This is a genomic window from Pseudomonas sp. 3-2 (assembly GCF_019710535.1).
GTDB lineage: Bacteria > Pseudomonadota > Gammaproteobacteria > Pseudomonadales > Pseudomonadaceae > Aquipseudomonas > Aquipseudomonas pharyngis.
In genome coordinates this window covers 2,728,856-2,754,473 of the sequence record NZ_CP081200.1, presented here as the reverse complement: position 1 = coordinate 2,754,473, position 25,618 = coordinate 2,728,856, and the positions used below count along the sequence as shown (strand labels likewise).

Here is a 25,618-nt window from a genome sequence, read left to right as displayed (position 1 = left end):
ATGGAAGCCGACCGGGTGGCGGCCACTGAATGTTGGTTATGAGCTAATAACCCCTTCATTAAACGGTCGCTCAAACGTTGTACTAGGATAGGATCCAAATTTCCCGATTTGTGGTCGCCGGCCAAGGACATCCGCCGGAGACTCGGGAAAGCGCAATTCCCCCATTGCTACTCATGGATGAAACACATGAACTCACACCTGTTCCCTCACATCGGCAAAGTCATCGCCAGCACCGGCAGCCGGCATTTTCCGCGAATGCTGCACGACCTGATCCTCACCCAACTGGCCGTGGACGCCACGCATATCCGGCAGATGCGCGTGGAGCCGGTCGCACGTACGCAACCGCGCACCGAGCCGGAATGCCCCAAAGAGGCGGCACTGACGGCCGAGACGGTGTATTCCGAACTGAGCACCGATCCCGGCAACAGTGACGTGCCCGCCCCCGAACCCTCCACGGTCACCGATGCTTCGCAGTTGCACCTGACCCGGCGCAAGGACGGTTACCGTTATGTGATTTCCGTGTACCGCTGCGGCCCGTCGAAGCGCTTCTCCGCGCGAGAGCGCAGTCTGTTGCAGGACATCTCCCCGGTGTTGCTGCCGATGGTGGAAAAGCACATCCACGCGCTGCAACCGGCGAGTGCGGATCCCGAAGTGCAAGCCGCAGCGACCGAAGCCTCGCTTCAAGGCCTGGAGACCCTGCGCCTGCGTTTTTGCGAGCGCGTGCAGCAACTGGGCCTGAGCCTGTCCAACCGTGAACTGGAAGTGTGCGTCGGTCTGCTGGCCGGGCGCACCGCGCCTGAACTGGCCGAGCAGTTGCAACTGAAGGTCAATACCGTCGAGAGCTACCTCAAGCGCGCCGCCATCAAACTGGGGATCAGCGGCCGCCATTCGCTGATGCGCTGGATGTATTCGCCTGAGGACTGCCCGGCCGCCTGCGACCCGTCCAACGCGGCCTGATCGATCACGCGCCTGTAAAAAAACCGCTGTCCTGCCAGGGACGGCGGTTTTTTTTCATGTCCGGCCCCTCAGTCCCACGCCAAGGCCTCGATCGGGTCGAGCCGCGATGCATTGCGCGCCGGCACGAAGCCGAAAACGATGCCGATCAGCGTCGAGCAGATCACCGCCGTGAGCACCGAGGTCAGCGAGAACACCATTTCCCATTCCTTGATGAACAGCGAAAACAGGTGGCCGATGGCATAACTCAACGAGATTCCAATCGCTCCGCCCAGCAGACAGACCATCACCGCCTCCACCAGAAACTGCTGACGAATGTCCGACTGCCGCGCCCCGACCGCCATTCGGATACCGATCTCGCGGGTCCGTTCGGTGACCGACACCAGCATGATGTTCATCACCCCGATGCCGCCGACTACCAGCGAAATCACCGCAATCAGCGACAGCAACAGCGCCAGAGAGCGGCTGGTTTTCTGCACCGTCTGCATGACGCTGTCGAGGTTGTTGGTAAAGAAATCCTTGGTGCCGTGGCGCTGCAGCATCAGTTTGTTGACGTTGTCTTCCACCACCTTGCTCGGCTGGCCGTCCTTGATCCGTACGCTGATGCTGTCCAGATAGCGCTGGCCCAACAGCCGCCCGGCTGCGGTTTCGTAAGGCACCCAGACGTTGAGCGACTTGCTCGACGAGAAGATGTTCTTCTTTTCTGCCGCCACACCGATCACGGTGCACGGCAGGTTGCCGATCAGGATCACCTGCCCCAGCGGATCGACTCCCTCGCCGAATAATCGTTGGCGGGTGTTGTGATCGATCACCACCACCTGCGCCTGGCGTCGGGCATCGTTTTCGCTGAACGCAATGCCCGACTCCATCTTGATTCCGCGCACCTGGAAGTACAGATCGCTGACGCCGTTGACCTGGGCATCGAGATCGATGTTGCGATAGCGCAGCAACAGATTGCGCCCGACCACCGGCGTGGCGCTGTCGACGTAATACAGCTGGTTGAGCGCCGTCACATCCGCCGGCACCAGGGTTTCGATGGCCGCCGAACGGCTGTCGCCGAAACTGGTGCCGGAATAGATATCGATGGTGTTGCTGCCGATGGCCTGAATGTCCTTGAGCACATAGCGCTTGGCCCCTTCGCCGATGGCCGAAATCGACACCACCGAGGTGATGCCGATGACGATCCCGAGCATCGTCAGCAAGGTGCGCATGCGATGCGAGATCAGTGCGACCCAGGCCATGTTGAAGGCCTCCTTGAACAAACCAAGGCTGGCCACCAGACGCCGCGCCCCCGTGGATTTGGGGACCGCGTCCTCATTGCTCAATGCCGTGCTGTCGCGCTCGTTGCGGCGGTCGCTAAGGATTTCGCCGTCACTGACCTCAATGATGCGCTCGGCATTGGCCGCGACCTTGGGGTCATGGGTCACCAGAATCACCGTGTGCCCGGCCGCGTGCAGCTCCAGCAGGATGCGCATCACCTCCTTGCCGCTGGTGGTGTCGAGGGCGCCGGTCGGCTCGTCCGCGAGGATCACTTCGCCGCCGTTCATCAGGGCCCGGGCGATACTGACCCGCTGCTGCTGACCGCCCGAGAGTTGGCTCGGGCGATGGGTCAGGTGCCCCTCCAGCCCTAGGCGCGCCAACAATTCACGGGCTCGCGCATGGCGTTGTGGTTCCGGCGTGCCGGCGTAGATTGCCGGCATCTCGACGTTGTGCATCGCACTCAAGTGCGGCAGCAAGTGGTAGCGCTGGAAGATGAAGCCGAAATAGTCGCGACGCAGTTCGGCCAGCGCCTGGCTGTCCAGATCGCGGGTTTCCCGGCCGTTGATCCTGTAGCTGCCGGCTGTGGCGTAATCGAGGCAGCCGAGGATGTTCATCAGGGTCGATTTGCCGGAGCCCGAGGCGCCGATGATCGCGACCATTTCCCCGGCATTGATCGTCAGGTTGATGTTCTTCAGCGCGAGGAATTCGCGATCGCCAGCCGTGAAGCTGCGGCTGATGCCGGTCAGTTGCAGCAGAGGTTCGCTCATGCTCATGCCCCTGCCACTTTCGTCACCGGATCACCGATCACCACCCGGTCGCCTTCGGCCAGGCCTTCGTTGACCTGCACCTTGACGTTGTTGTTGATCCCGGTCTGCACATTGCGCGACTGCGCCTGGCCCTTGGCGTCCAGCACCCGCACCGGGAAGCTGCCATCGCTGTTGCGTGGGCCCAGCGCGGCGACCGGAATCGTCAGCACCGATTTGGCGGTGTCGAGCACCACCCGCACCTGAGCGGTCATGGAAATACGCAAACGGTGATCGGGATTCGGCACCTCGAACAGCGCGTTATAGAACACCGCGGTGTTCTGCTTCGGCGTGCCGGCGGGCGGGGTTTCGAGGAAGTTCTGCGGCGCAGGCTCAGTGCCGCGCAGTTTGCCGTAATAACGTTTGTCCTCACCAAGAATGGTGAAGTACACCTCCTGCCCCGGTGCAATGTGAATGACATCGGCCTCCGACACCTGAGCCTTGACGGTCATGGTGTCCAGGTCCGCCAGTTTGAGCAGGATCGGCGCCAGCTGGTTGGCGATCACGGTCTGGCCTTCCTGGGTCACGATGCCCACCACGTCGCCGTCGATGGGCGCGACGATCCGCGTGTAGGCCAGATTGACCTTGGCGGTGTCGATCTGAATGTGTGCACTCTTGATCTGTGCATCCAGCGACAACAGATTGGCCTGCTGCACCTCGTAGTTCGATTGCGCGGTTTCGAAATCCTGCCGCGAGATCGAGGCGTCCTCCTGCAGGTTCTGATAACGCTCGTAGATCGCCTTGGTCTGGCGCAGTTGAGCCTGGGTCGCCCGGCGCTGGGCTTGCAGATTCTCCTCATCGACCTGTGCCTGACGCAGGGTGTTCTGCAACACCAACGGATCGATTTCCGCCAGCCACTGGCCCTTCTTGACCTTGTCGCCGACCTTGACCTTGAGCGACTTCAACTGCCCCGAAACCTGGGCGCCGACGTCCACCTGCTTGATGCCCTCCAGCAAACCGGTGGCCAGCACTGCGTTTTCAATGTCAGCGCGTTCGACCGTGGCGGTCAGGTATTGCGGAGCCTCGGCCGGCGCCTGCACCGTGTAGAACACCAACCCGGCCACCAGCGTCAACGCGACTCCCAGACCGACTTTGCGCACCTTCGACTGTTCCATAAATGACCACAATTCCGTTCAGGGTTGAGCCCGGCCAGCGGCCGGGTTCCAGGATAAAAACTTCAATCAGGACAACACTTGCCCCGCCGCCACCGTCAGCCCGTCATGCCACCACGCTGCAAGACTGAAGACGTTGGGCGCCTTGAGGATCGTGAAGTGGTTGCCCGGGCCGTACCACACCGCCAGATCCCTGGCCTCACGCTGCCAGCCTTCGAGCATCGCCGCCTGTTCGCGCTGGTTGCCCGAGGCGTCCAGCGTCGGGTCGTCCACCAGCGCCAGACGCACCGGACCGGTGTAGGCCAGCGCCGGCCGATAGACCGTGCGCAGTGCGGTGGCGAACGTGCGCACCGGGCCCTGCATCGCATCGAGTGACGCGCGCTCCGACAGCACACCCGCGCGCACCATCCCCTCGTGCAGCAGGCGCATTTGCGTGCTGTCGTCGGCTTCGGCGAAGGTCAGCGCATCGATGCCCAGGGACTTGCCGCTGGACAGTTGCAGCGACTCGATCAGCCGCAACAACGCCGCCGTCGTGGTGTAAGGCTTGCCCACCACACTGTTGCCGCCCGGCGATTCACTGTCGATCAGCGTCAGGGATGCCACTTCACGCCCCGCCGCCTGCAACTGCGCCGCCATGGCGTAAGCCACCCAACCACCGAACGAATGCCCGATCAAATGCACCGGCCCTTGCGTATACAACTGCTCAAGCGCCCGCCGGTAGAACGTGGCGGCGCTTTCGACCCGGCTGTGCGGCACCGTCGCGCCGTCGAGGCCTCGGGGTTGCAGCCCATGAATCGGCCACTCCGGCCCCAGCGCCTCGGTCAGGTGGAGGAACCCGGTAACACTGTCGCCGGCACCCGGCACGCAGAAAATCGGTGCATGTCCGGTGTGACCGGTCTGGATGGTCAGGATCGGCTGATACGCCGTTGGCGCGGGCGCAGTTGCCGTTTCCAGCGCCTTAGTCAGGGCCTGCCCCAGAGCCTGAACGTGCGGTGCTTTCATCATGCTCTGGTGATCGCCCGATACGTCGATGCAGTGCAACTCGGCACCTGGCAATTCTTCAGCCCAACCGCGCGTGGCGCTGAGTCGTGACATTTGCGCCGAACGCTCCGTGGCACGCAGCAGATGCAACGGCAGGCCGATCGGGTTGATCCGGTAATGCGCCAACGCATGCCCGTGGGCCACTTCCCGGTCGAGGTAATGCCAGGCATCCGCCGACGAGACAGCCGCCAGCTCGGGTCTGAGCAACTGCTGTTCGTGACAATGGTTGAACAAATCGGCGAACGCCCACTGCTCAAGTTCGGTCTGCAACACGGCCAAACGCGCCAGTGCCTGCTGCCCCTGCGTCTCGCGTCCGGCCCAATGCGCCGTGCAATGCAGAAGCAATTGGCGCTTGTGTACATGTGCATCGTTCCACAGCGCCTTATCCGGATCGGCCAGACGTGGCACGTAGGAGTCGATCAGCCCGACAAACGCCACTGACTCGTCCATCCCGAGCAGTTGCGCCGCGATTTCATAAGCCAGCACGCCACCGAACGACCAGCCGGCAAGCCGATAGGGGCCGTGGGGTTGTCTGGCGCGGATCACCTCGACCAGCCGGGTTGCCAGGCATTCCATGGTGCGCAGTTGCGCCATACCGGGATCGATACCCGGCAAGCCGTAAATCGGGAACTCGCCGCCGATATGCAGGCCCAGCGCCGGGAAATACAGGTCCCGACCACTGAACTCATGCACCAGGAACAACGGCGTGCCCCGCTCGCTTGCTCGCACCACGACCACACCGTCATGGTGTTGCACAGCGTCATCGCGCTGGCACAACAGCGTGGCAGCAGACTCGACAGTTGGATGCTGGAACAGCTCGGCCAACGAAATCGGCCTGTTGGCCTTCTGCATCAGATCGACGAGCCGCACCGCCAGCAGCGAATGCCCGCCCAGTTCGAAGAAGTTGTCATGGCGGCCTACCCGGTCGACTTGCAACACTTGCGCCCAGAGCCCGGCCAGTGATTCCTCAAGAGGATTGGCCGGCGCTTCATAGTCACGCATGACCAGCGCTTGGTGTGTCGGCGCCGGCAAGGCTTTGCGATCGACCTTGCCGTTGTTGTTCAGCGGCAGGCTCGCCATCGCCACCCAGGCGCTCGGCACCATGTACTCCGGTAACCTGGCTTGCAGCAGTGCGCGCAGAGTAGCGCTCTGCAATGCAGGATCGTGCGCCGTGTAATAGGCCACCAGCCGCGTTGGCTCCTGTCCGTCGCGTCGGGCCAGGACCACCGCTTCCTTGACCCCCGGACAGCTCAAGAGGCGGTTTTCGATTTCTCCGAGCTCAATGCGGAAGCCGCGAATCTTCACCTGGTCATCATTGCGGCCGATACATTCCAGTCGCCCCGGCGCCTGCCAGCGGACCAGGTCGCCCGTGCGATACATCAAGGCTTGCGGGTTGTCGCTGAACGGATCCCGGAGGAATTTCTCGGCACTCAGTTGAGGCCGATTCAGATAGCCCAGCGCAACCCCCTGACCACCGATGTACAACTCACCGGTGACGCCGAACGGCACCGGTTGTTGCCGGTTATCCAGCACATACACGCGGGTATTGCCGATGGGGCCGCCAATCGAAACGCTATCCGCTTCCGGCGCCACCTCACGCACTTCGAAGGTGGTGGCGTACGTCGTGGTTTCGGTCGGGCCATAACAATGCACCAGGCGCAGGTCCGGTGCTTCGGCGAGCAGCTTTCGAAACGCTGCCGGATCGCCACGCTCCCCACCGCACAGCAGGATGCGCAGCCTTTTGAGCGCTTCGGGAATCAATTGCACGTACTGATTGAACAACGCGGTGGTGACGAAGAGGATCGTGGCCCCGCACCGGCTCAGCTCCCGGCCGAATGCCTGTGGGTCGAGCAAAATCCCATGATCGATCACGGCCACCTGGCCACCGTTGAGCAAGGCGCCCCAGATATCCATGGTGCTCGCGTCGAACGCCGGGTTCGAAGCGAATGCCACCCGGTCCCTCGGGTTGAAATCGGCGTAGCCGCAATCGATCACAAGGCGGGTAATGCCGCGATGCGGCACCATGACCCCCTTCGGCGTGCCCGTGGAGCCCGAGGTGTACATGATGTACGCCAGCGCCTCCGAGGACTGAGGCAGATCCGGGTTGTGCGAAGGGCTCCCGGCAAGCGCCAGGGTATCCAGATCCATTCGTCGCACCGGGTACTCGATGGCCTGATCGCTGCCGGTCAACAGCGCGACCGCCTGACAATCCTGCACCATGAATGCCTGACGCTCGGCGGGTGCGTTGATGTCCAGCGGCACATAGGCCGCCGCACACTTGATGATCGCCAACTGCGCGATCAACAGTTCCAGCGAGCGTGGCAACAGAATCGCCACATGATCGCCAGGCTGCACACCTTGAGCGATGAGATGATGCGCCAGGCCGTTGGCGCTGCGGTTCAGTTCTGCGTAACTCAACACCTGCGTCCCGTGCACCGCGGCAACGGCTTGCGGATGCTCGGCGGCCTGCATCTCGAAGACCCGGTGCACGGTAAGCACTTGCGGACAATCCCGTGCGGTGGCGTTGAATTCGTCGAGCAACTGCGTGCGTTCCTGATCCTCGATTATCTGCGCGTGTTCCAGCACTGCCTGGTCATTGTTGACCATGGCCTGCAACAGGCGCTGGAAATAACCGGCATAACGCCGTGCCGTCGCCTCATCGAAGAGCGCTGTGGCGTACTCCATCCAGCCATTTATCCCGTTCGGCGATTCACCCAGGGTCAGGGTCAGGTCGAACTTGGCGAAGTGACTCGGCTCCGCCACCGCTTCCAGGGTCAGATCCCCCAGCGCCAATACCGGCCCGTCGCTGTTGCGCCAGTTGAACATGGTCTGGAACAGCGGGCTGTGGGCCAGGCTGCGGGCCGGTCGGGCGATTTCCACCACTTGCTCGAAGGGCAGGTCCTGATGGGCCTGGGCTTGCAGGGTCAGCGCCTTGACCCGCGCCAGCAGCGCTTCGGTGCTCAACTCACCGGAAGTATCAATGCGTAACGCCAGGGTATTGACGAACAACCCGATCAGTCCGTCGATTTCGGCCCGGAAACGGTTGGCCACCGGCGAGCCGACCACCACGTCCGATTGCCCGGCCAAACGACCGAGCAGCATCGCCCACGCGCTCAGCATCGTCATGTACAGCGTCACGCCATGGCGCTGGCTCAAGGCTTTGAGCCCGGCGCTCAAGCGCTCGTCCAGGCACACTTCGACGCTGCTGCCGGCGTAATCCTGTTGCGGTGGTCGCGGTCGGTCGGCAGGCAACGTCAGCAAGGCTGGCGCATCGGCCAGCGTGCGTTGCCAATATTCGCTCTGGCGCTGCAAAACCTCCCCGCTCAGCCAACGTCGCTGCCAGACGGCATAGTCGGTGTATTGCAACGCCAGCGGCGGCAAAGGGTCCGCCAACCCCTGACTGAAAGCCTGATACAACGCCATCAGCTCGCGGGTCAGCACCTCCATCGACCAACCGTCGGAGATGATGTGATGCAAGGTGATCAGCAACACATGGTGATCGTCGGCCATACGCACCAGCCGTCCGCGAATCAACGGATCATCCTGCAAGTCGAACGGGCCGGAAGCCTCCCCCTGAATCAGCGCCTGCAAGGCTTCATCGGCCTGCGGGTGCTGGCGCAGGTCCTCGACCCGCAGCAGCACACCGCCGTCGGGCGGAGTAATCAGCACCTGGGCTTCGCCGTTGTACGGCGTGAAACGGCTGCGCAGGCTTTCGTGGCGGGCGACAATCCGGGCCAGTGCCCGCTGTAGCGCATCGGCGTCGAGCACACCGCGCAGACGCAGACCGATCGGAATGTTGTAAGCGGTGTTGGCACCTTCCATCTGCGCCAGAAACCAGAAGCGCTGCTGGGAAAACGACAGCGGCAATGCGCCTTCCCGTGGCACCGGCAGGATCGGCGGCTGCGTCGAGCGTCCGGCCTGGGCAAGCGACTGCGCCACCGACGCCAGCTCGGCATTGGCGAACAACTCGCCGAGCGCAAGCTCCACACCCAGCCGTTGACGCACTTGCGCGACCATGCGCATGGCCAGCAACGAATGGCCGCCCAACTCAAAGAAATGATCCTGACGCCCTATCCGTTCGACCTGCAGAACCTCGGCCCAGATCTGCGCCAGCGTGCATTCGAGCTCGCCTTGCGGCGCCTCGTACTCGCGTGTGAGCAGCGCCGTGCGCTCCGGCAACGGCAAGGCCTTGCGATCCAGTTTGCCATTGGCGGTCAGCGGCAGGCTGTCGAGTCTGACGAACGCGACCGGCACCATGTACTCGGGCAACTGGCCCAGCAAATGCTCGCGCAGTTGCGCCACAGCCAGTGGCTGCACCTGCGCCTGCTCGGTGAAATAGGCCACCAGCCGTGGTTGTCCGGGCTCGTCTTCACGGGCCAGCAGCACCGCTTCCTGAATGCCGGGAAGCTGATGCAGACGGCTTTCGATTTCCCCCAATTCGATGCGCATGCCGCGGATTTTCACTTGATCATCGTTGCGCCCCAGATATTCGATCGTCCCGTCCCGGCGCCAGCGGGCAAGGTCGCCGGTGCGATACAGACGCGCATTCGGGCGTTGACTGAACGGGTCCGGCAGAAAGCGTTCGGCGGTCAGTTGCGCACGGTTCAAGTAACCACGCGCCACGCCTCGGCCACCGATATACAGCTCGCCGGACACCCCGATCGGCACCGGACGCTGTTGCTCGTCGAGCAGGTACACCGAGGTATTGCTCACCGGTTTGCCGATGTGCAGCGCCTCCCTCGCCTCGATCCGTCCAGACGTAGCGACTACGGTGGCTTCGGTCGGGCCATAGTTGTTGATCACATCGAAATGCTGATTGCGCGAAAACTGACGCAAGCGATCGCCGCCGATCAGCAGGGTACGCAATGTCGGGTGCTCGAGATGCCGGCTGAAGGCGTATTCGGCGACGGGCGTCGGCAGGAAACTCACGTCCAGCGGTTGCGCGCACCACCAGGCCAGCAGCCCATCGACGTCTTCGCCGCCGTCCTGCGCAGGCGCCAGGTGCAGGGTCGCGCCGACGCACAGAGCTGGCCAGACTTCCCATGCCATCGCGTCGAAGCCGAACCCGGCCAGACTCGACGTATGGCGGCCGGCACACAGGTCAAACGCGTTGCAGTGCCAGTCGACCAGATTGGCCAGTGTCTGGTGTTCGACCATCACGCCCTTGGGCAAACCGGTGGAGCCGGAGGTGTAGATCACGTAAGCCAGGTTCGCCTCGGACAGACCTGGTACCACCGGGTTTGCGTCATTGCCTGAGCGCCAGGTGCGCGGATCAAGATCGAGTACCGGCAGCTCCTGTCCCGGCAGCCGTGCGAGCAGGTCACTTGAGGTCAGAATCGCCACTGGCTCGCAATCGCTCAGCAGATAATTCAAGCGTTCGGCCGGATGCGCGGGGTCGATCGGCACATACCCGGCGCCTGCCTTGAGGACTGCGAGCAATCCGGCCAGGGTATCCAGCCCTCGCCGGGCGACGATGGCTACCCGGTCATCCGGCTGCACACCCAGATCGATCAAGCGATGCGCCAGAAGGTTGGCCTGGCGGTTCAGTTCGTGGAACGTCAGTTGCTTGTCCAGATGCACCGCCGCCAGCGCTTGCGGTCGCGCGACGACCTGCGCCTCGAAGCGTTGATGAATTGTCTGTCCGCGAACGTATTCGACATCGCTGGCGTTGAACCCCGTCAACAGCTGTTCGCGCTCCGGGGCGGGCAACACCGACAGTTGACTCAGCGGCGTATCCGCCGCGTGCTCCAGCGCCTGCAACAGGTTTTCCATGGCACACAACATATAGCCGCAGATCCGCTGCGCCTCGACTTCACGACTGGCCAGCAGCGTCAGGCTGAAGTGATCGCCAAAGTCATCGATGCTCAAGGTCAGCGGGTAATTGGTGCGTTCCTCCGCATGCAGGACGCTGATCCCCTCCCAGGCTGAGAGCGCTTCGGCACTGGCATTGGCACTCGAGGTGCTGTGCCGGTAGTTGAGCAGCGAACTGAATAGCGGCGATGACCCGACCACCCCACTGCAGCGCTGGGCCAGCACCAGCGGGGCATGCTCATGGCGCATCAGGCTCGTCAGACGTGCCTGGGTGGCCTTCACCGCCTCACTCGCTGCCAGCGCGCTGACCTCGACCCGGAGCGGCAAGGTGTTGATGAAAATGCCCAGCGCGCGGTCGGTCGACTCCGCCCCTTGCATCCGCCCCATCAGCACGGTACCGAACACAACGGCGGACTTGCCGGTGAGTGCATTCAGGACCTGCCCCCAGCCGAGATGGAACAGACTCGCGACACTCACCCCGAGCGAGCGGGCACTGGCTCGCAGGCGCTGCCCCAGCAACGGGTCAAGTGGCACACCGCACTCTTCGATGTCGCTGCCGTCGCCATGCACGCCCTGCAGGCCGAACGGCAACGTCGGCTCGTCGATGTCACCGAGCATCTCGCGGAAAAACGCCTCGTGCTCGGACTCGCTGATGCCTAGCCGCGCCTGGGCGACATAATTGCGAAACGGTACGGGCACTCCCAGTCTGGTGCTCTGTCCTGACAGGCACGCCTGCATTTCCTCGCTGACCACAGCGAGCGCCGAGTGATCCATCGCCATGTGGTGAAACAGCAATATCGCGACGATACGCCCGGCCTTTGCATCCCGGGCATGAGCCAGGCGCAATAGCGGCGCACGTGTCACGTCGAGACGAAAGTGCCGGGCGTCGAATCGCGCATGCAACTGCTCAAGGACATCGCCCTCAGCCGCATCAAGCTGCACGTTCTCCAAAGGCAACTCGACACTTCGCAGGACGACCTGCACCGGCGTGTCCAGTCCTTCCCAGACGATGGCGGTGCGCAGAATGTCGTGGCGCTCGATGACAGTCTGCAGGGCCTGAAAGAATGCCTCAAACCGCTCGGGCCCGCTGAACGCGAATTTCGCCTGCATCACATACGGATCACCCTGTGCAGCGCTCGCGTGGTGGTAGAGGATGCCCTCCTGCAACGGCGTCAGTGGATAGATGTCCTGGACATTGGCGCCGCCGCCAGGGATCTGCGCGACAATTTGATCGAGGGTGTCCTGGTTCAGGTCAACCATTGTCAGCATCGCCGGGGTGACCCGTGTTGTGCCCGGTGAAATGCCATTGACCGGCACTGCAACCTGCCCTTCCCGTGCGGGCGAGTAACCGCCCGCCTCGATCAGCTCGATCAATGCCGGCTTGTTCTCGCGCAATGCGGCCAGCAAGGCCGGTTCACTCAGGGCCTGCTTGTTGCCATTGACCCGTAATTGCCCGTCCGTGATTGCCAACTGGATGTCTTTTGTCTTCAGCGTCACCAACAGTTCATTCAGGCTCACAGGACGATCTCCATTCTTTCCGTGATAGCTGCGTAACCAGCCAGAGTCGGTTGCTCGAACAACGTCCGGACATCGGCTTCGATACCTGCCTGTTGCAGGCGCCCGATCAGACTGACCGCCAGCAACGAATGCCCACCCAGCTCAAAGAAATGGTCTTGTCGCCCGACGCGCTCGACCTTGAGCAATTCGCACCACAGTCCCGCGAGGAGGATTTCCATCTCGCCGACCGGCGCTTCGTATTCGCGAATGCTGACTGCAGCCGAATCCGGTGCGGGCAGCGCCTTGCGATCGACCTTGCCGTTGGGGCTCAGCGGCAGGCTGTCGAGCGCGACGAATGCCGACGGCACCATGTAATCGGGCAAGCGTGCCAGCAAGTGTTCGCGCAACGCCTCGATCCCCGGTTGCCCGGCGTCGGCAAGCCAGGTGAAGTACGCCACCAGACGCTCCTCACGCACCAGCACCACGACTTCGCGCAGCGCTGGATGGCTGAGCAGTTGCGCTTCGATCTCACCCGGTTCCAGACGCAGGCCACGCAGCTTGACCTGGAAGTCGTTGCGCCCGATGAATTCGAGCTGGCCATCGGCGCGGTAGCGCACAAGGTCGCCCGTGGCGTACAACCGGTCGCCGGCCACAAACGGGCTAGGGATAAACCGTTCGGCCATCAATTGCGGCAGGCCCAGATAACCCCGCGCAACCCCGGCACCACCAATGAACAACTGACCGATCACGCCCATCGGCACCGGCCGCTGAGCGGCATCGAGGACATATAGACGGGTGTTGTTGATCGGCCGTCCGATCGGCAACGCGCTGTCCGGCACCGGCATCGACGGTTCCAGCGTCCACGCCGTGCTGTCGACCGTGGCTTCGGTCGGGCCGTAAACGTTGTGCAAGCGCACTTGCGGCAAACGCTCGCGCACACGGCGAGCCAGCGCCGGCGTCAGGTCGCCGCCGCCACAGAACACGTCGGTAAGGCTGCTGCACTGGCTGACATCGTCCTGCTCGAGGAACTGTTGCAACAGCACCGGCACGAACTGGATCACGCTGATCCGCTGTTCGCGAATCACCCGCGCCAGATACGCCGGTTCACGGTGTCCGTCGGGACGCGCCAGCACCAGACGCAACCCGGCACTCAACGGCCAGAACAGCTCCCAGACCGAGGCGTCGAAACTGAACGGGGTCTTCTGCAACAGGGCGCCGTCCGTCACGACGGGACACAGCTGCGAACTCCAGTGCAGCAAATTGCCGACGCCGCGATGCTCGACCATCACGCCTTTCGGCGCACCGGTCGAACCGGAGGTGTAGATCACGTAAGCCAGGTTCGAAGCGCTCAGGCCCGGTACTTGCGGGTTGTCCTCCGGGTTGGATGTCCATTGCGCCTGATCCAGATCGATCACCCGCGCAGTGCTCTCGTCGAGCAAGGCGCGAGTCGCCCCATGCACCAGCACCGCTACCGGCGCGCTGTCCTTGAGCATGTAATCCAGACGTTCCGCCGGGTACGCCGGGTCCAGCGGCACATAGGCACCACCCGCCTTGAGAATGCCGAGCAGTCCGACGATCAGCCCCAGCCCGCGCTCGACGCAGATTGCCACCCGCGAATCCGGCCCCACGCCCAGCTCACGCAGGTAATGGGCCAGGCGATTGGCCTGTGCGTTGAGTTCGGCGTAGGTCAGCCGCTGCTCACCGGCCTGCAACGCGATGGCTTGCGGCGTGCGTTGCACTTGCGCCTCGAACATGGCGTGAACGGTTTGCTCCAGATCGTCGGCGGTGCCGGTGACGTTAAGGTCGTAAAGCACCCGCTGACGTTCTGCGCCGTCAAGGATCGGCAAGCGGTTCAGCGGCTGATCCGGAGCCTGCTCCAGAGCATCCGCCAGTTGCTCCAGCGCGGTCTGCATGTAGTCGCAGATCCGCTGCGAGCCGATGCTCGCCGGGGTCATGGCGGTGAGCACGAACCCGCTGCCCAGATCATCGACCCCCAGATTCAGCGGATAGTTGGTGCGTTCTTCGCTGCTCAGGGTCTCGATGCCTTGCCAGGCCTGACGCAACTTTTGCTGTTGCGCCGCGTCGGCGCTGTGCCGGTAGTTGAGCATCGAACTGAACAGCGGTGACGGCGCGGCCACACCGCTGCAACGCTGGGCCAGTGCCAGCGAAGCGTGTTCATGACCGAGCAGCGCACTGAGCCGCGCATGCGTCGCCCGAGCCCCTTCGCGCACCGGGGTTGCCCCCAGATCGACCCGCAGCGGCAAGGTGTTGATGAACATCCCCAGCGCCCGATCGGCCCCGTCGCCGCCCTGCATCCGCCCCATCAGCACCGTGCCGAACACTACACACTCCTGCCCGGATGTCGCGGCCAGCACCTGCGCCCACGCAAGGTGGAACAGGCTGGCCACGCTGATGCCCAGTTGCCGCGCGAGGCTGCGCAGACGCTGGCCGGTGGCGGCGGTCAGGGCCTGTTGCGTTTCCTCGATGTCGCGACCGTCTCCCTGCACATCCTGCAAGCCGAACGGCAGGGTCGGCTCGTCGATGTCGCCGAGCATGTCGCGGAAGAACGCCTCGTGCTCCTGCTCGCTGACACCCAGCCGCGCCTGTGCCACGTAGTTGCGGTAAGGCACGGCCGCGCCCAACGAAGCTTCGTGCCCTTGCAGGCAGGCGAGCATTTCCTGTTGCACCACGTCCAGCGCGGTGTGATCGAGCACGAGATGGTGGAACAGCAACATCGCGACCACCCGGTCGTGGGCCGGATCACGGGCATACACCAGGCGCAGCAACGGTGCCTGACTGATGTCGAGGCGGTAGTGCCGGGCATCGAAACGCTCGTGCAACTGCTCAAGGATGTCGCCATCCGCCGGATCGAGCACCATCTCCTGCACCGGCAAGTCTGCGTGACGCCAGACCACTTGCATCGGCTCGGCCAGCTTCTGCCAGATCACCGCCGTGCGCAGGATGTCGTGGCGCGCAATCACCTGACGCAGCGCTGCCGCGAACGCTTCCACACGCTCGAGGCTGTCGAAGGTCAGCCGCGATTGCAGCAGGTACGGGTCGCCCTGCTCCGCGCTCAAATGGTGATAAAGAATGCCCTCCTGCAACGGCGCCAGCGGATAAATGTCCTGCACGTTCGCCGCACCACCCGGCACGCTGGCCACGATCTGGTCGATGCTGGCCTGATCCAGTTCGGTCAGGCTCAGCAGCTCCGGGGTGATGCGGGTGCAGTCGGCAGGAATGCGGTTGGCCGGCACTTCGATCTCGCGACCGCTGCCCACCGCAGCCGCCAGGGCGGCCAGGGTCGGCTGGCTGAACAGCACGCGCACGTCGGTGTTGAGGCCGATCTGGCGCAGGCGTTCGATCAGACTTACGGCCAGCAACGAGTGGCCACCCAGTTCGAAGAAGTTGTCGTGGCGTCCGACCTGCTCCAGTTTCAAAACGTCAGCCCAGATCTGCGCCAGCGCGGTTTCCACCGGGCCTTGCGGGGCTTCGTATTCGCGGCTGAGCCAGGCGTTCTGATCCGGCTCCGGCAAGGCCTTGCGGTCGAGTTTGCCGTTGGCGGTCAGCGGCAAGGCGTCGAGGCGCACGTAAGCCGCCGGGATCAGCGCTTGCGGTAGACGCGTTTGCAGATGATTGCGCAGGGCTTCGATATCGGTCGGGGCTCGCTCGGTGAACCACACCAGCAATTGCCCGTCGCGCACCAGCGCTACTGCGTCCTGCACTGCCGGATGGCTGCTCAGGGCGGCTTCGATTTCTCCCAGTTCAACCCGCACGCCGCGCAGTTTGACCTGATCGTCGTTGCGGCCCAGGTATTCGATATTGCCGTCCGCCAACCAGCGTGCGAGGTCGCCGGTGCGGTACATGCGCCCTTCGTTGAACGGATCATTCAGGAAGCGCTCGGCGGTCAGATCGGGACGGTTCAGGTAGCCCCGTGCGACACCGGCGCCGGCGACGTATAACTCCCCCGCCACACCTACTGGCACGGGGCGTTGCTGCTCATCCAGCAAATAGACCTTGGCGTTGGCAATCGGCCGGCCGATGTGCAGCGGTTGCCCGACTTCAACCGGACCCGAGGTGGCGACCACCGTGGCTTCGGTCGGGCCATAGTTGTTGATCACCGCAAAGCTCTGCTCACGATTGAACTGCCGCAGCTTGTCGCCGCCGATCAGCAAGGTGCGCAGGGTCGGATGTTGCAGTTCGCGGCTGAAGGCATATTCGGCCACCGGGGTCGGCAGGAAGCTGACCTGCAACGGCTGCGCGCGCCACCAGTCGAGCAGTTCGTCCAGGTGCTCGTTGCTCACCGATTCCGGCGGCAGGTGCAATGTCGCGCCGACGCACAACGCCGGCCAGACTTCCCAGGCCATCGCATCGAAGCCGAACCCGGCCACGCTGGCGGTGTGACTGCCGGCGTGCAGGTCGAAGGCTTCGGCGTGCCAGTGCACAAGGTTTTCCAGGGTCGCGTGTTCGACCATCACGCCTTTCGGCTGGCCGGTGGAGCCTGAGGTGTAGATCACGTAGGCCAGGTCGTCCGGCGTAAACTCGGCAACCAGCGGATCAGCAACCGACAGGTCTTGCCAGGCCTCATGGGCAAGATCAATCACCGGTATGCCAGCCTGATTCGGCAAAGCTACGTCGCGAACCAGTACCACCCTCGGCGCACTGTCGGCCAGCATGTAAGCGATTCGCTCGGGCGGATAAGCCGGGTCGACCGGTACATAGGCGGCACCGGCCTTGAGGATCGCCAACAGCCCGACCAGCATTTCCGGGCTGCGTTTGAGACAGATCGCCACTCGTGTCTCGGTAGTGACCCCCAGCCCCCGCAGATGATGGGCCAGGCGATTGGCGCGCTGGTTCAATTGCCTGAACGTCAGGCGCTGCGTGCCCGCCTGAACCGCCACGGCATCCGGCGTGCGCGCAACCTGCGCTTCGAACAGACGATGAACACCTTGCGCTGACGGGTAAACGGCGGAGCTCGCATTGAAGTCGCCAAGCAGCGGCTCGCGCGCCGCCGCTGACAGGACGTTGAGACGTTCAAAGGCCTGTCCGGGGTTGTCAGCCAACGCTGTCGCCAGCTCCGTGAGAGCGGTGTGCATCAGCTCGCAGACCCGCTGCGCCCCCACATGATCCGGGGTCAGCACCGACAGGCTGAAGCCATCGCCCCGGTCATTGATGCTCAGGGTCAACGGATAATTCGTGCGCCCGTCCTGGGCCAGGAATTCGATGCCTTGCCAGACCGGATCAACAGGCTCTCGCGCATCGTCGTGGCCGCTGTGTCGATAGTTGAGTACCGCGCTGAACAGCGGCAAAGGCGCGGCCACGGCGCTGCAACGCTGAGCCAGTGCCAGCGACGCATGTTCGTGTCCCAGTAAAGCCGCCAGCCGCTCATGAACCGTGCGAACCGCTTCACTCACACTCTGCCCGTCAACCTCCACGCGCAGCGGCAAGGTGTTGATGAACATCCCCAAAGCCCGATCCGCGCCCTCGCCGCCTTGCATGCGCCCCAGCAGCACGGTGCCGAACACCACGTCCCGGCGTCCGGAGGTCGCCGCCAGCACCCGCGCCCAGGCGAGATGAAACAGGCTCGCGACGCTGACCCCGTATTGCCGCGCCTGGCTGCGCAGGTGCCGATTCAATTCCACCGGCAGCGCCAGCGAGTGCTCCTCGATGTTGCGGCCGTCGCCCTGTACGTCCTGCAAGTCGAATGGCAGGGTCGGTTCGTCGATGTCGCCGAGCATTTCGCGAAAGAAGGTTTCGTGTTCGTCCTCGCTGATGCCTTGGCGGGCCTGATGGACGTAGTTGCGGTAGGGGGCGGCGGGCGGCAAAGACTCAACCTGCCCCGGCAGATACAACTGCATTTCCCGGCGAACCACCTCCAGTGCGGTGTGATCCAGCACGACGTGATGGAACAACAGCACACCTGCCACCCGGTCACGCAGCGGATCTTCGGCATATACCAGACGGATCAGCGGTGCCTGACCGAGGTCGAGGCGATAATCCCGGGCATCGAACCGTGCGCGCAACTGATGGAGGATATCGCCATCCAGCGGACTCAAATCGACCGATTGCACCGCCAGCTCGGCCTCTCGCCATACCACTTGCTGCGGGCTCGGCAATCCTTCCCACACCAGACTGGTGCGCAGGATGTCGTGACGCGCAATCACCTTTTGCAAGGCGTTGGCAAAAGCGTGCAAGCGCTCGACGCTGGCAAAGGCCAGACATGATTGCAGCAGGTACGGGTCGCCCTGCTCCGCGCTCAAATGGTGATAAAGAATGCCCTCCTGCAACGGCGCCAGCGGATAAATGTCCTGCACGTTGGCGGCGCCACCCGGCACGCTGGCCACGATCCCATCGATGCTGGCCTGATCCAGTTCGGTCAGGCTCAGCAGCTCCGGGGTGATGTGGGCGCAGTCGGCAGAAATGCGATTGGCCGGCACTTCGATTTCGCGACCGCTGCCCACCGCAGCCGCCAGGGCTGCCAGGGTCGGCTGGCTGAACAGCACGCGCACGTCGGTGTTCAGGCCGATCTGGCGCAGGCGTTCGATCAGGCTGACGGCAAGCAACGAGTGACCACCCAGTTCGAAGAAGTTGTCGTGACGTCCGACCTGCTCCAGTTTCAACACGTCGGCCCAGATCTGCGCCAGCGCGGTTTCCACCGGGCCTTGCGGGGCTTCGTATTCGCGGCTGAGCCAGGCGTTCTGATCCGGCTCCGGCAAGGTCTTGCGGTCGAGTTTGCCGTTGGCGGTCAGCGGCAAGGCATCGAGGCGCACGTAAGCCGCCGGGATCAGGGCTTGCGGCAAACGGGTTTGCAGATGATTGCGCAGGGCTTCGATATCGGTCGGCGCATGCTCGGTGAACCACACCAGCAACTGGCCGTCGCGCACCAGCGCCACCGCGTCCTGCACCGCCGGATGGCTGGCCAGCGCCGCTTCGATTTCCCCCAGTTCAACCCGTACGCCGCGCAGTTTGACCTGATCGTCGTTGCGGCCCAGGTACTCGACATTGCCGTCCGCCAGCCAGCGCGCAAGGTCGCCGGTGCGGTACATGCGCCCTTCGTTGAACGGATCATTCAGGAAGCGTTCGGCGGTCAGATCGGGACGGTTCAAGTAACCCCGTGCGACACCGGCGCCGGCGACGTACAACTCGCCGGTGACGCCCACCGGCAGCGGACGTTGCTGGTCATCCAGAATGTAAACCCTGGCGTTGGCCATCGGCCGACCGATGTGCAGCGTTTGCCCGACTTCGACAGGACCCGAGGTGGCGACCACCGTGGCTTCGGTCGGGCCGTAGTTGTTGATGACCGCGAAAGTCTGTTCGCGGTTGAACTGCCGCAGCTTGTCGCCGCCGATCAGCAAGGTACGCAAGGTCGGGTGTTGCAGCCCGCGACTGAAGGCATATTCGGCCACTGGAGTTGGCAGGAAGCTGACCTGCAACGGCTGCGCCCGCCACCAGTCGAGCAGTTCGTCCAGATGCTCGTTGCTCACCGTTTCCGGCGGCAGGTGCAAGGTCGCGCCGACGCACAGCGCCGGCCAGACTTCCCAGGCCATCGCATCGAAACCGAACCCGGCCACGCTGGCGGTGTGGCTGCCGGCGTGCAGGTCGAAGGCTTCGGCGTGCCAGTGCACAAGGTTTTCCAGGGTCGCGTGTTCGACCATCACGCCTTTTGGCTGGCCGGTGGAGCCCGAGGTGTAGATCACGTAGGCCAGATGCTCGGGGGTCAGGTCCGGCAACTGTGGATTGCTGTCCGGCAGATGCTGCCAGGCGTCGCTGTCAAGATTGATCACCGGCACGGCACCCAGCAGGTCGCGAGTGGCCGTCTGTGCCAGCACCGCCACCGGATCGCTGTCCTGCAACAGATAAGTGATCCGTTCTGCCGGATGTGCCGGATCGACCGGGACATAACCGGCGCCAGCCTTGAGGATCGCCAGCAGCCCGATCAGCATCTGCGCACCACGCTGCACACAGAGCGCGACGCGGTCGTCCGGTTGCACACCGAGGCCGATCAGGTGATGGGCCAGGCGGTTGGCGCGGCGATTCAAGCCGTCGTAGCTCAGGCTTTGCCCGCCCTGCACCACTGCCACAGAGTCGGGTTGGGTCGCCGCTCGCGCTTCAAACAATCGGTGCACAACATGGCCGTGGGCAAAGTCGCGACCGGTGACATTGAAACCGACCAGCACGCGCTGGCGTTCGGCCGCCGATAGAATCGACACCTGATTCAATGGCGCATGGCGATCCTGTTCCAGCGCGCTCAGCAAATTGTGCAGTGCCGTTTGCAGGTAATCGCAGACCCGCGCGCCATCCACTTCGGGCACTGCCTGCACAGAAAGCCGGAAGCCCTGTCCAAGGTCGTCGACGCTGACCACCAGCGGATAGTTGCTGCGCTCACGAGAATCGAGAATCCGGATGCCTTCCCAGCCCGGCGTCGCCGTCTGTTGCGCGCTGTGGCGATAGTTGAGCAAGGTATTGAACAGCGGTTGCGAACCCGTCACGCCACTGCAACGTTGAGCGAGCATCAGCGGCGCTTGCTCATGCACCAGCAGTTGCGCCAGACGCTCGTGGGTCGCCCTGACACCCGCCTCCACGGTCGTTGCCCCGACATGGACCCGCAGCGGCAGGGTGTTGATGAACATGCCCAACGAACGATCGGCGCCCTCTCCCCCCTGCATGCGCCCCAGCAACACCGTGCCGAATACCACTTCCTCGCGCCCGCAGACCTGGGCAAGTACCTGGCCCCAGGCCTGATGCACCAGACTCGCAACGCTGATGCCCAGCGTGCGGGCCTGTTTGCGCAGGCGCCCGGCAAGACGCTCATCCAGTGCCAGTTCGCTGTCCACGATGTTTGTGCCATCGCCAAGTACGTCCCGCAGGCCGAACGCCAGGGTCGGTTCAGCGATGTCGCCGAGCATCTCGCGAAAGAATGCTTCATGGGCCTCGGCATTCGAACCGAGACGGGCCTGAGCAACATAGTTGCGGTATTGCACGGGCGGCGGCAGCACGCCGACTTGCCCGTCAAGTGCGTCGCTCATCTCGGCCACCAACACCTCAAGCGCGGTGTGATCGAGCACGATATGGTGCAACAGCAGGATCCCGACCCAGCGGTTTTGCAACGGGTCCTCGGTGTAGGCAAAGCGCATCAACGGCGCACGTTGCAAGTCCAGGCGATAGTGTCGCGGATCGAAACGCGCCTGCATTTGCTCTAACACATCACCGTCCTGCGGATCGGCATCCACCCGCTCCAGTGCCAGCGGCGCCGAACGCCACACCACTTGCACTGGCTCGTCGAGGTTTTCCCTGACCACGCTGGTACGCAGGATGTCGTGCCGGACGATGACACTGTTCAATGCGCGGACGAACGCCTTGATCTGCGCCAGTCCGTCGAAGGCGAACTGCGCTTGCAACACATATGGGTCACCGTCGGCAATGGCCAGATGGTGATAGAGGATTCCCGCCTGCAACGGTGCCAGGGCGTAGATGTCCTGCACGTTGTCGATACCGCCGTCGACGGTCTCGACAATACGGTCGATGGCCGCTTGATCCAGCGTGGCCAGCGGCAGCATGTCCGGGGTGATGCGGGTGCAACCGGATTCGATGCGATTGGCCGGCACGCTGACCGTGGAGACCCCACCGAGCGTCGCCGCGAGTGCCGCCACGCTCGGCTGGCCGAACAGCACGCGGACGTCGCACTGCATGTTTTGCTGACGCATGCGTTCGATCAGCTTCACCGCCAGCAGCGAATGACCGCCCAGCTCGAAGAAATTGTCATGTCTGCCCACCCGGTCCAGTCCGAGCAAGGTCTGCCAGATCACAGCGATGCGGGTTTCGATTTCGCCAAGCGGTGCTTCAAATGCCCGCCGGGCGAAGGCTTCGTTGTCCGGCTGCGGCAACGCCCGGCGATCGAGTTTGCCGTTGGCCGTCAGCGGGAAGGCATCGAGGCGCACGAACGCGCCCGGCACCATATGCTCGGCCAGCGATGCCAGCAGGTGATCGCGCAATTGCGCAACGCTCGGTTCGACACCTTCGGCGGCCAGCCAGTAGGCCACCAGACGCGTGTCGCCGGGGCTGTCCTCGCGGGCGATCACCAGCGCATCGCGCACACCTTCGCAGGAGGCAAGACGTGCCTGGATCTCGCCAAGTTCGATACGGAAACCACGGATTTTCACCTGATCATCGTTGCGTCCCAGGTATTCGAGTTCGCCCTCCACCGTCCAGCGTGCCAGATCGCCGGTCTTGTACAAACGCGCTTCGGCATGCCCACTGAACGGGTCGGCGATGAAGCGCTCGGCGGTCAACGCCTCACGATTCAGATACCCACGGGCAACCCCGGCGCCACCCACATACAACTCCCCGGTCACTCCGGCCGGTACGGGTTCCCGCCGGGCATCGAGGACGTACAGCTGCAGGTCGGGAATGCGCACGCCGATCGGGCTGCTGGCGGTCAGTTGCGCGTCTGCCACCACCAGCGGGCGATAGGTCACATGCACCGTGGTTTCGGTGATGCCGTACATATTCACCAGCCGGGTGCCGGCGTTGCCGACCCGCGCATACCAGGGCTTGAGCGATCCCGGCTCCAGCGCCTCACCGCCAAAAATCACTTCGCGCAGCGAATGCTGCAACGGGCTGCGGCCCTGGGCGGCGACCAACTGCCGGAACGCGCTTGGCGTCTGGTTGAGGACGGTGACGCCCGAGCGGCAGAGCAACGCGTAACACTCGTCCGGCGAGCGACTGATGTGTTGCGGCACCACCAGCAACTGTCCGCCGTACGCCAGCGCGCCCCAGATTTCCCAGACCGAGAAATCAAAGGCAAACGAGTGGAACAACGCCCAGACGTCTTGCCCGTTGAACCGGAACCAATCGTGGGTCGCGCCAAACAGGCGTGCCACGTTGCGGTGCTCGACCATCACGCCTTTGGGCAGCCCGGTGGAGCCAGAGGTGTAGATCACGTAGGCCAGATGCGCCGGATTCAAGTCCGGGATCTGCGGGTTGAACGCCGGTTCGGTGTGCAATCCGTGGTCGTCGAGATCGATCTGCTGCACGGATAGCCCGGCAATCCGATCCAGAGTCGCGGCCTGCATCAGCACCGCCACCGGCGCACTGTCTTGCAGGGTGAAGGTGATGCGCTCCAGCGGATAAGCCGGATCGATCGGCACATATCCGGCACCCGCCTTGAGCACGCCGAGCAGGCCGGCGATCATTTGCGGGCCGCGCTCGACGCAGATCGCTACCCGGTCATCCGGACGGATGCCAAGGGCGAGCAAACGATGGGCCACCTGGTTGGCCTGTCGGTTGAGTGCTCCATAGCTGTAAGTACGCCCCTCGAACAGCAACGCGACCGCCTCGGGCCGGGTGTGCGCATGCGCTTCGAACTGCTGATGGATCAAAGGCGTGTCGGGAAACGTCGCCCTCGGTGAATTGACGCCATACAGCCAGTGCTCACGCTCGGCGGGCGGCAGGATGTTGAGGCTGTGCAATGCGGCTTGCGGGTTGTTCTGCAACGCATCGACGAGACTGTCCAGTGCCGTGCGCAGGTAACCGGCGATGCGTGAGGCGCCAAGCGTCACATCGGCCAGCACCGTGATGCGCAAGTCCTGACCGAGGTCATCGATGTTGACGGTCAGCGGGTAATTGGTGCGCTCGCGGGCGCCCAACACGTGCACCCCCGGTGACAGCTCGATCACCTCGGCAACTTCCTCCACGCTGCTGTGGCGGTAGTTGAGCATGGCGCTGAACAGCGGCGTCGGGACTGCCACGGCGCTGCAACGCTGGGCCAGTGCCAGGGACGCCTGCTCATGGGCGAGCAGCGCGGTCAGGCGCCGGTGCGTCGTCAGCACGCCGTCATGAACGCTCGACGCGCCGACATCCACCCGCAAAGGCAAGGTATTGATGAACATCCCCAAGGCCTGTTCGACACCGTCAGCCGCGTTCATCCGTCCCAACAGAACGGTGCCGAACACCACCGCCGAGCGCCCGCACAGCTGACCCAGCACCCGCGCCATCGCCAGGTGCATCAGGCTCGCCACGCTCACCCCCGATTGTCGCGCGTGGGTACGCAGGCGCTGGCTCAGATCGCTGTCGAGCATGCACGAGACTTCCTCGATGCCCTGCCCGTCACCTTGTACATCGTGCAAGCCACCGGGCAGTGTCGGCTCGTCGATTTCGCCGAGCATCTCGCGGAAAAAGTCTTGATGCGCTTGCTCATCCGACCCCAGACGTGCCCTCGCCAGGTGGTCGCGAAACGGCACCGCCCTCGCGACTTCGGCATCGCGGCCGGACAGGTAGGCCTGAATTTCCCGGCGCACCACATCGAGCGCGACGTGATCCATGATCATGTGATGGAACAGCAACAATGCGACCACCCGGTCGTTGACCGGATCCTCGGCGAACACCAGCCGCAGCAACGGGGCCTGTTGCAGGTCGAGGCGGAAATATTGTGGGTCGTGGCGTGCCAGCAATTGCGCGAGTACATCCTCACGGTCATTCAGATCGACTTCCTCACAGACCAGCGGGGCTTCACGCCAGACCACCTGCACAGGTTCGTCCAGATGCTCCCAGAGGATGGAGGTGCGCAAAATGTCGTGGCGCTCGATCACCCGACGCAACGCTTCGGTGAATGCCTCCAGCCGTTCGCGACTGTCGAACGTGAACCGCGCCTGCGACACATAGGGATCCCCCTCCGGCGCGGAGAGATGGTGATAAAGCAGCCCCTCCTGCAGCGGCGCCAGCGGATAGATGTCCTGCACATTCGCCACGCCGCCCGGCACGGTGGCGACGATGCGGTCGATAGCCGGCTGATCCAGTTGCACCAGCGGCAGCATGTCCGGGGTGATGCGCAACGCCGGGCTCGACCAGTCGCCGCCGTGGCTCGCCACCAGTTCCAGCAACTGCGCCTTGTGTTTGGCGAGGCTGTCCCACAACGCATCGTCCAGTGCGTCGTCATCGCCCAGAATGACCAGGTCTTCATCGTCCTGTTGAAGGCGGATCGCATGGGTGGAAATAACAGCCATCAGCTCGCGAAATTGCATGGGGGTAACCTGCTGTAAATTCGGAAAAAAGGAGCGCGCAGCGGCGAGTCCGTACGGCGGCGCGCAGCCTGGAAAAGCTAAAACATCGGGGCCTGGGTGTCTGACATGGGAAGCGGGGACAAGA

Annotated in this window: 5 protein-coding genes; 1 reads left to right on the top strand and 4 read right to left on the bottom strand. The window is 63.6% G+C overall.

Annotated elements, in window-relative coordinates; translation table 11 throughout:
- Nucleotides 1-186: 186 nt before the first annotated feature.
- Nucleotides 187-957: a helix-turn-helix transcriptional regulator gene (locus K3819_RS12450; RefSeq protein WP_085613090.1), complete on the top strand. Its 771-nt coding sequence runs from the start codon at nucleotides 187-189 to the stop codon at nucleotides 955-957.
- Nucleotides 958-1,025: 68 nt separating this feature from the next.
- On the opposite strand, the gene K3819_RS12445 is transcribed toward K3819_RS12450, so the two are convergent.
- The 4 genes from K3819_RS12445 to K3819_RS12430 form a co-directional block, all read right to left on the bottom strand.
- On the bottom strand, nucleotides 1,026-2,981 hold the full coding sequence (locus K3819_RS12445) for a MacB family efflux pump subunit (RefSeq protein ID WP_221399416.1): 1,956 nt from the start codon (nucleotides 2,979-2,981) through the stop codon (nucleotides 1,026-1,028).
- A gap of 2 nt (nucleotides 2,982-2,983) precedes the next feature.
- A complete protein-coding gene (gene macA, locus K3819_RS12440; protein ID WP_039770768.1) occupies nucleotides 2,984-4,132 on the bottom strand; it encodes a macrolide transporter subunit MacA in 1,149 nt (382 codons plus the stop codon).
- A 66-nt stretch (nucleotides 4,133-4,198) separates the two neighbouring features.
- A complete protein-coding gene (locus K3819_RS12435; protein WP_221399415.1) occupies nucleotides 4,199-12,499 on the bottom strand; it encodes a non-ribosomal peptide synthetase in 8,301 nt (2,766 codons plus the stop codon).
- Complete coding sequence (locus K3819_RS12430; RefSeq protein ID WP_221399414.1) at nucleotides 12,496-25,494, bottom strand: non-ribosomal peptide synthetase; 12,999 nt, start codon at nucleotides 25,492-25,494, stop codon at nucleotides 12,496-12,498. The genes K3819_RS12435 and K3819_RS12430 overlap by 4 nt, the downstream gene beginning before the upstream one ends.
- Nucleotides 25,495-25,618 lie beyond the last annotated feature (124 nt).

What these genes read in the sequence shown, in the direction of transcription:
- K3819_RS12445 (WP_221399416.1), bottom strand. Translation starts at nt 2,981, where the DNA reads ATGAGCGAACCTCTGCTGCAACTGACCGGCATCAGCCGCAGCTTCACG.
- K3819_RS12450 (WP_085613090.1), top strand. Translation starts at nt 187, where the DNA reads ATGAACTCACACCTGTTCCCTCACATCGGCAAAGTCATCGCCAGCACC.
- macA (WP_039770768.1), bottom strand. Translation starts at nt 4,132, where the DNA reads ATGGAACAGTCGAAGGTGCGCAAAGTCGGTCTGGGAGTCGCGTTGACG.
- K3819_RS12430 (WP_221399414.1), bottom strand. Translation starts at nt 25,494, where the DNA reads ATGCAATTTCGCGAGCTGATGGCTGTTATTTCCACCCATGCGATCCGC.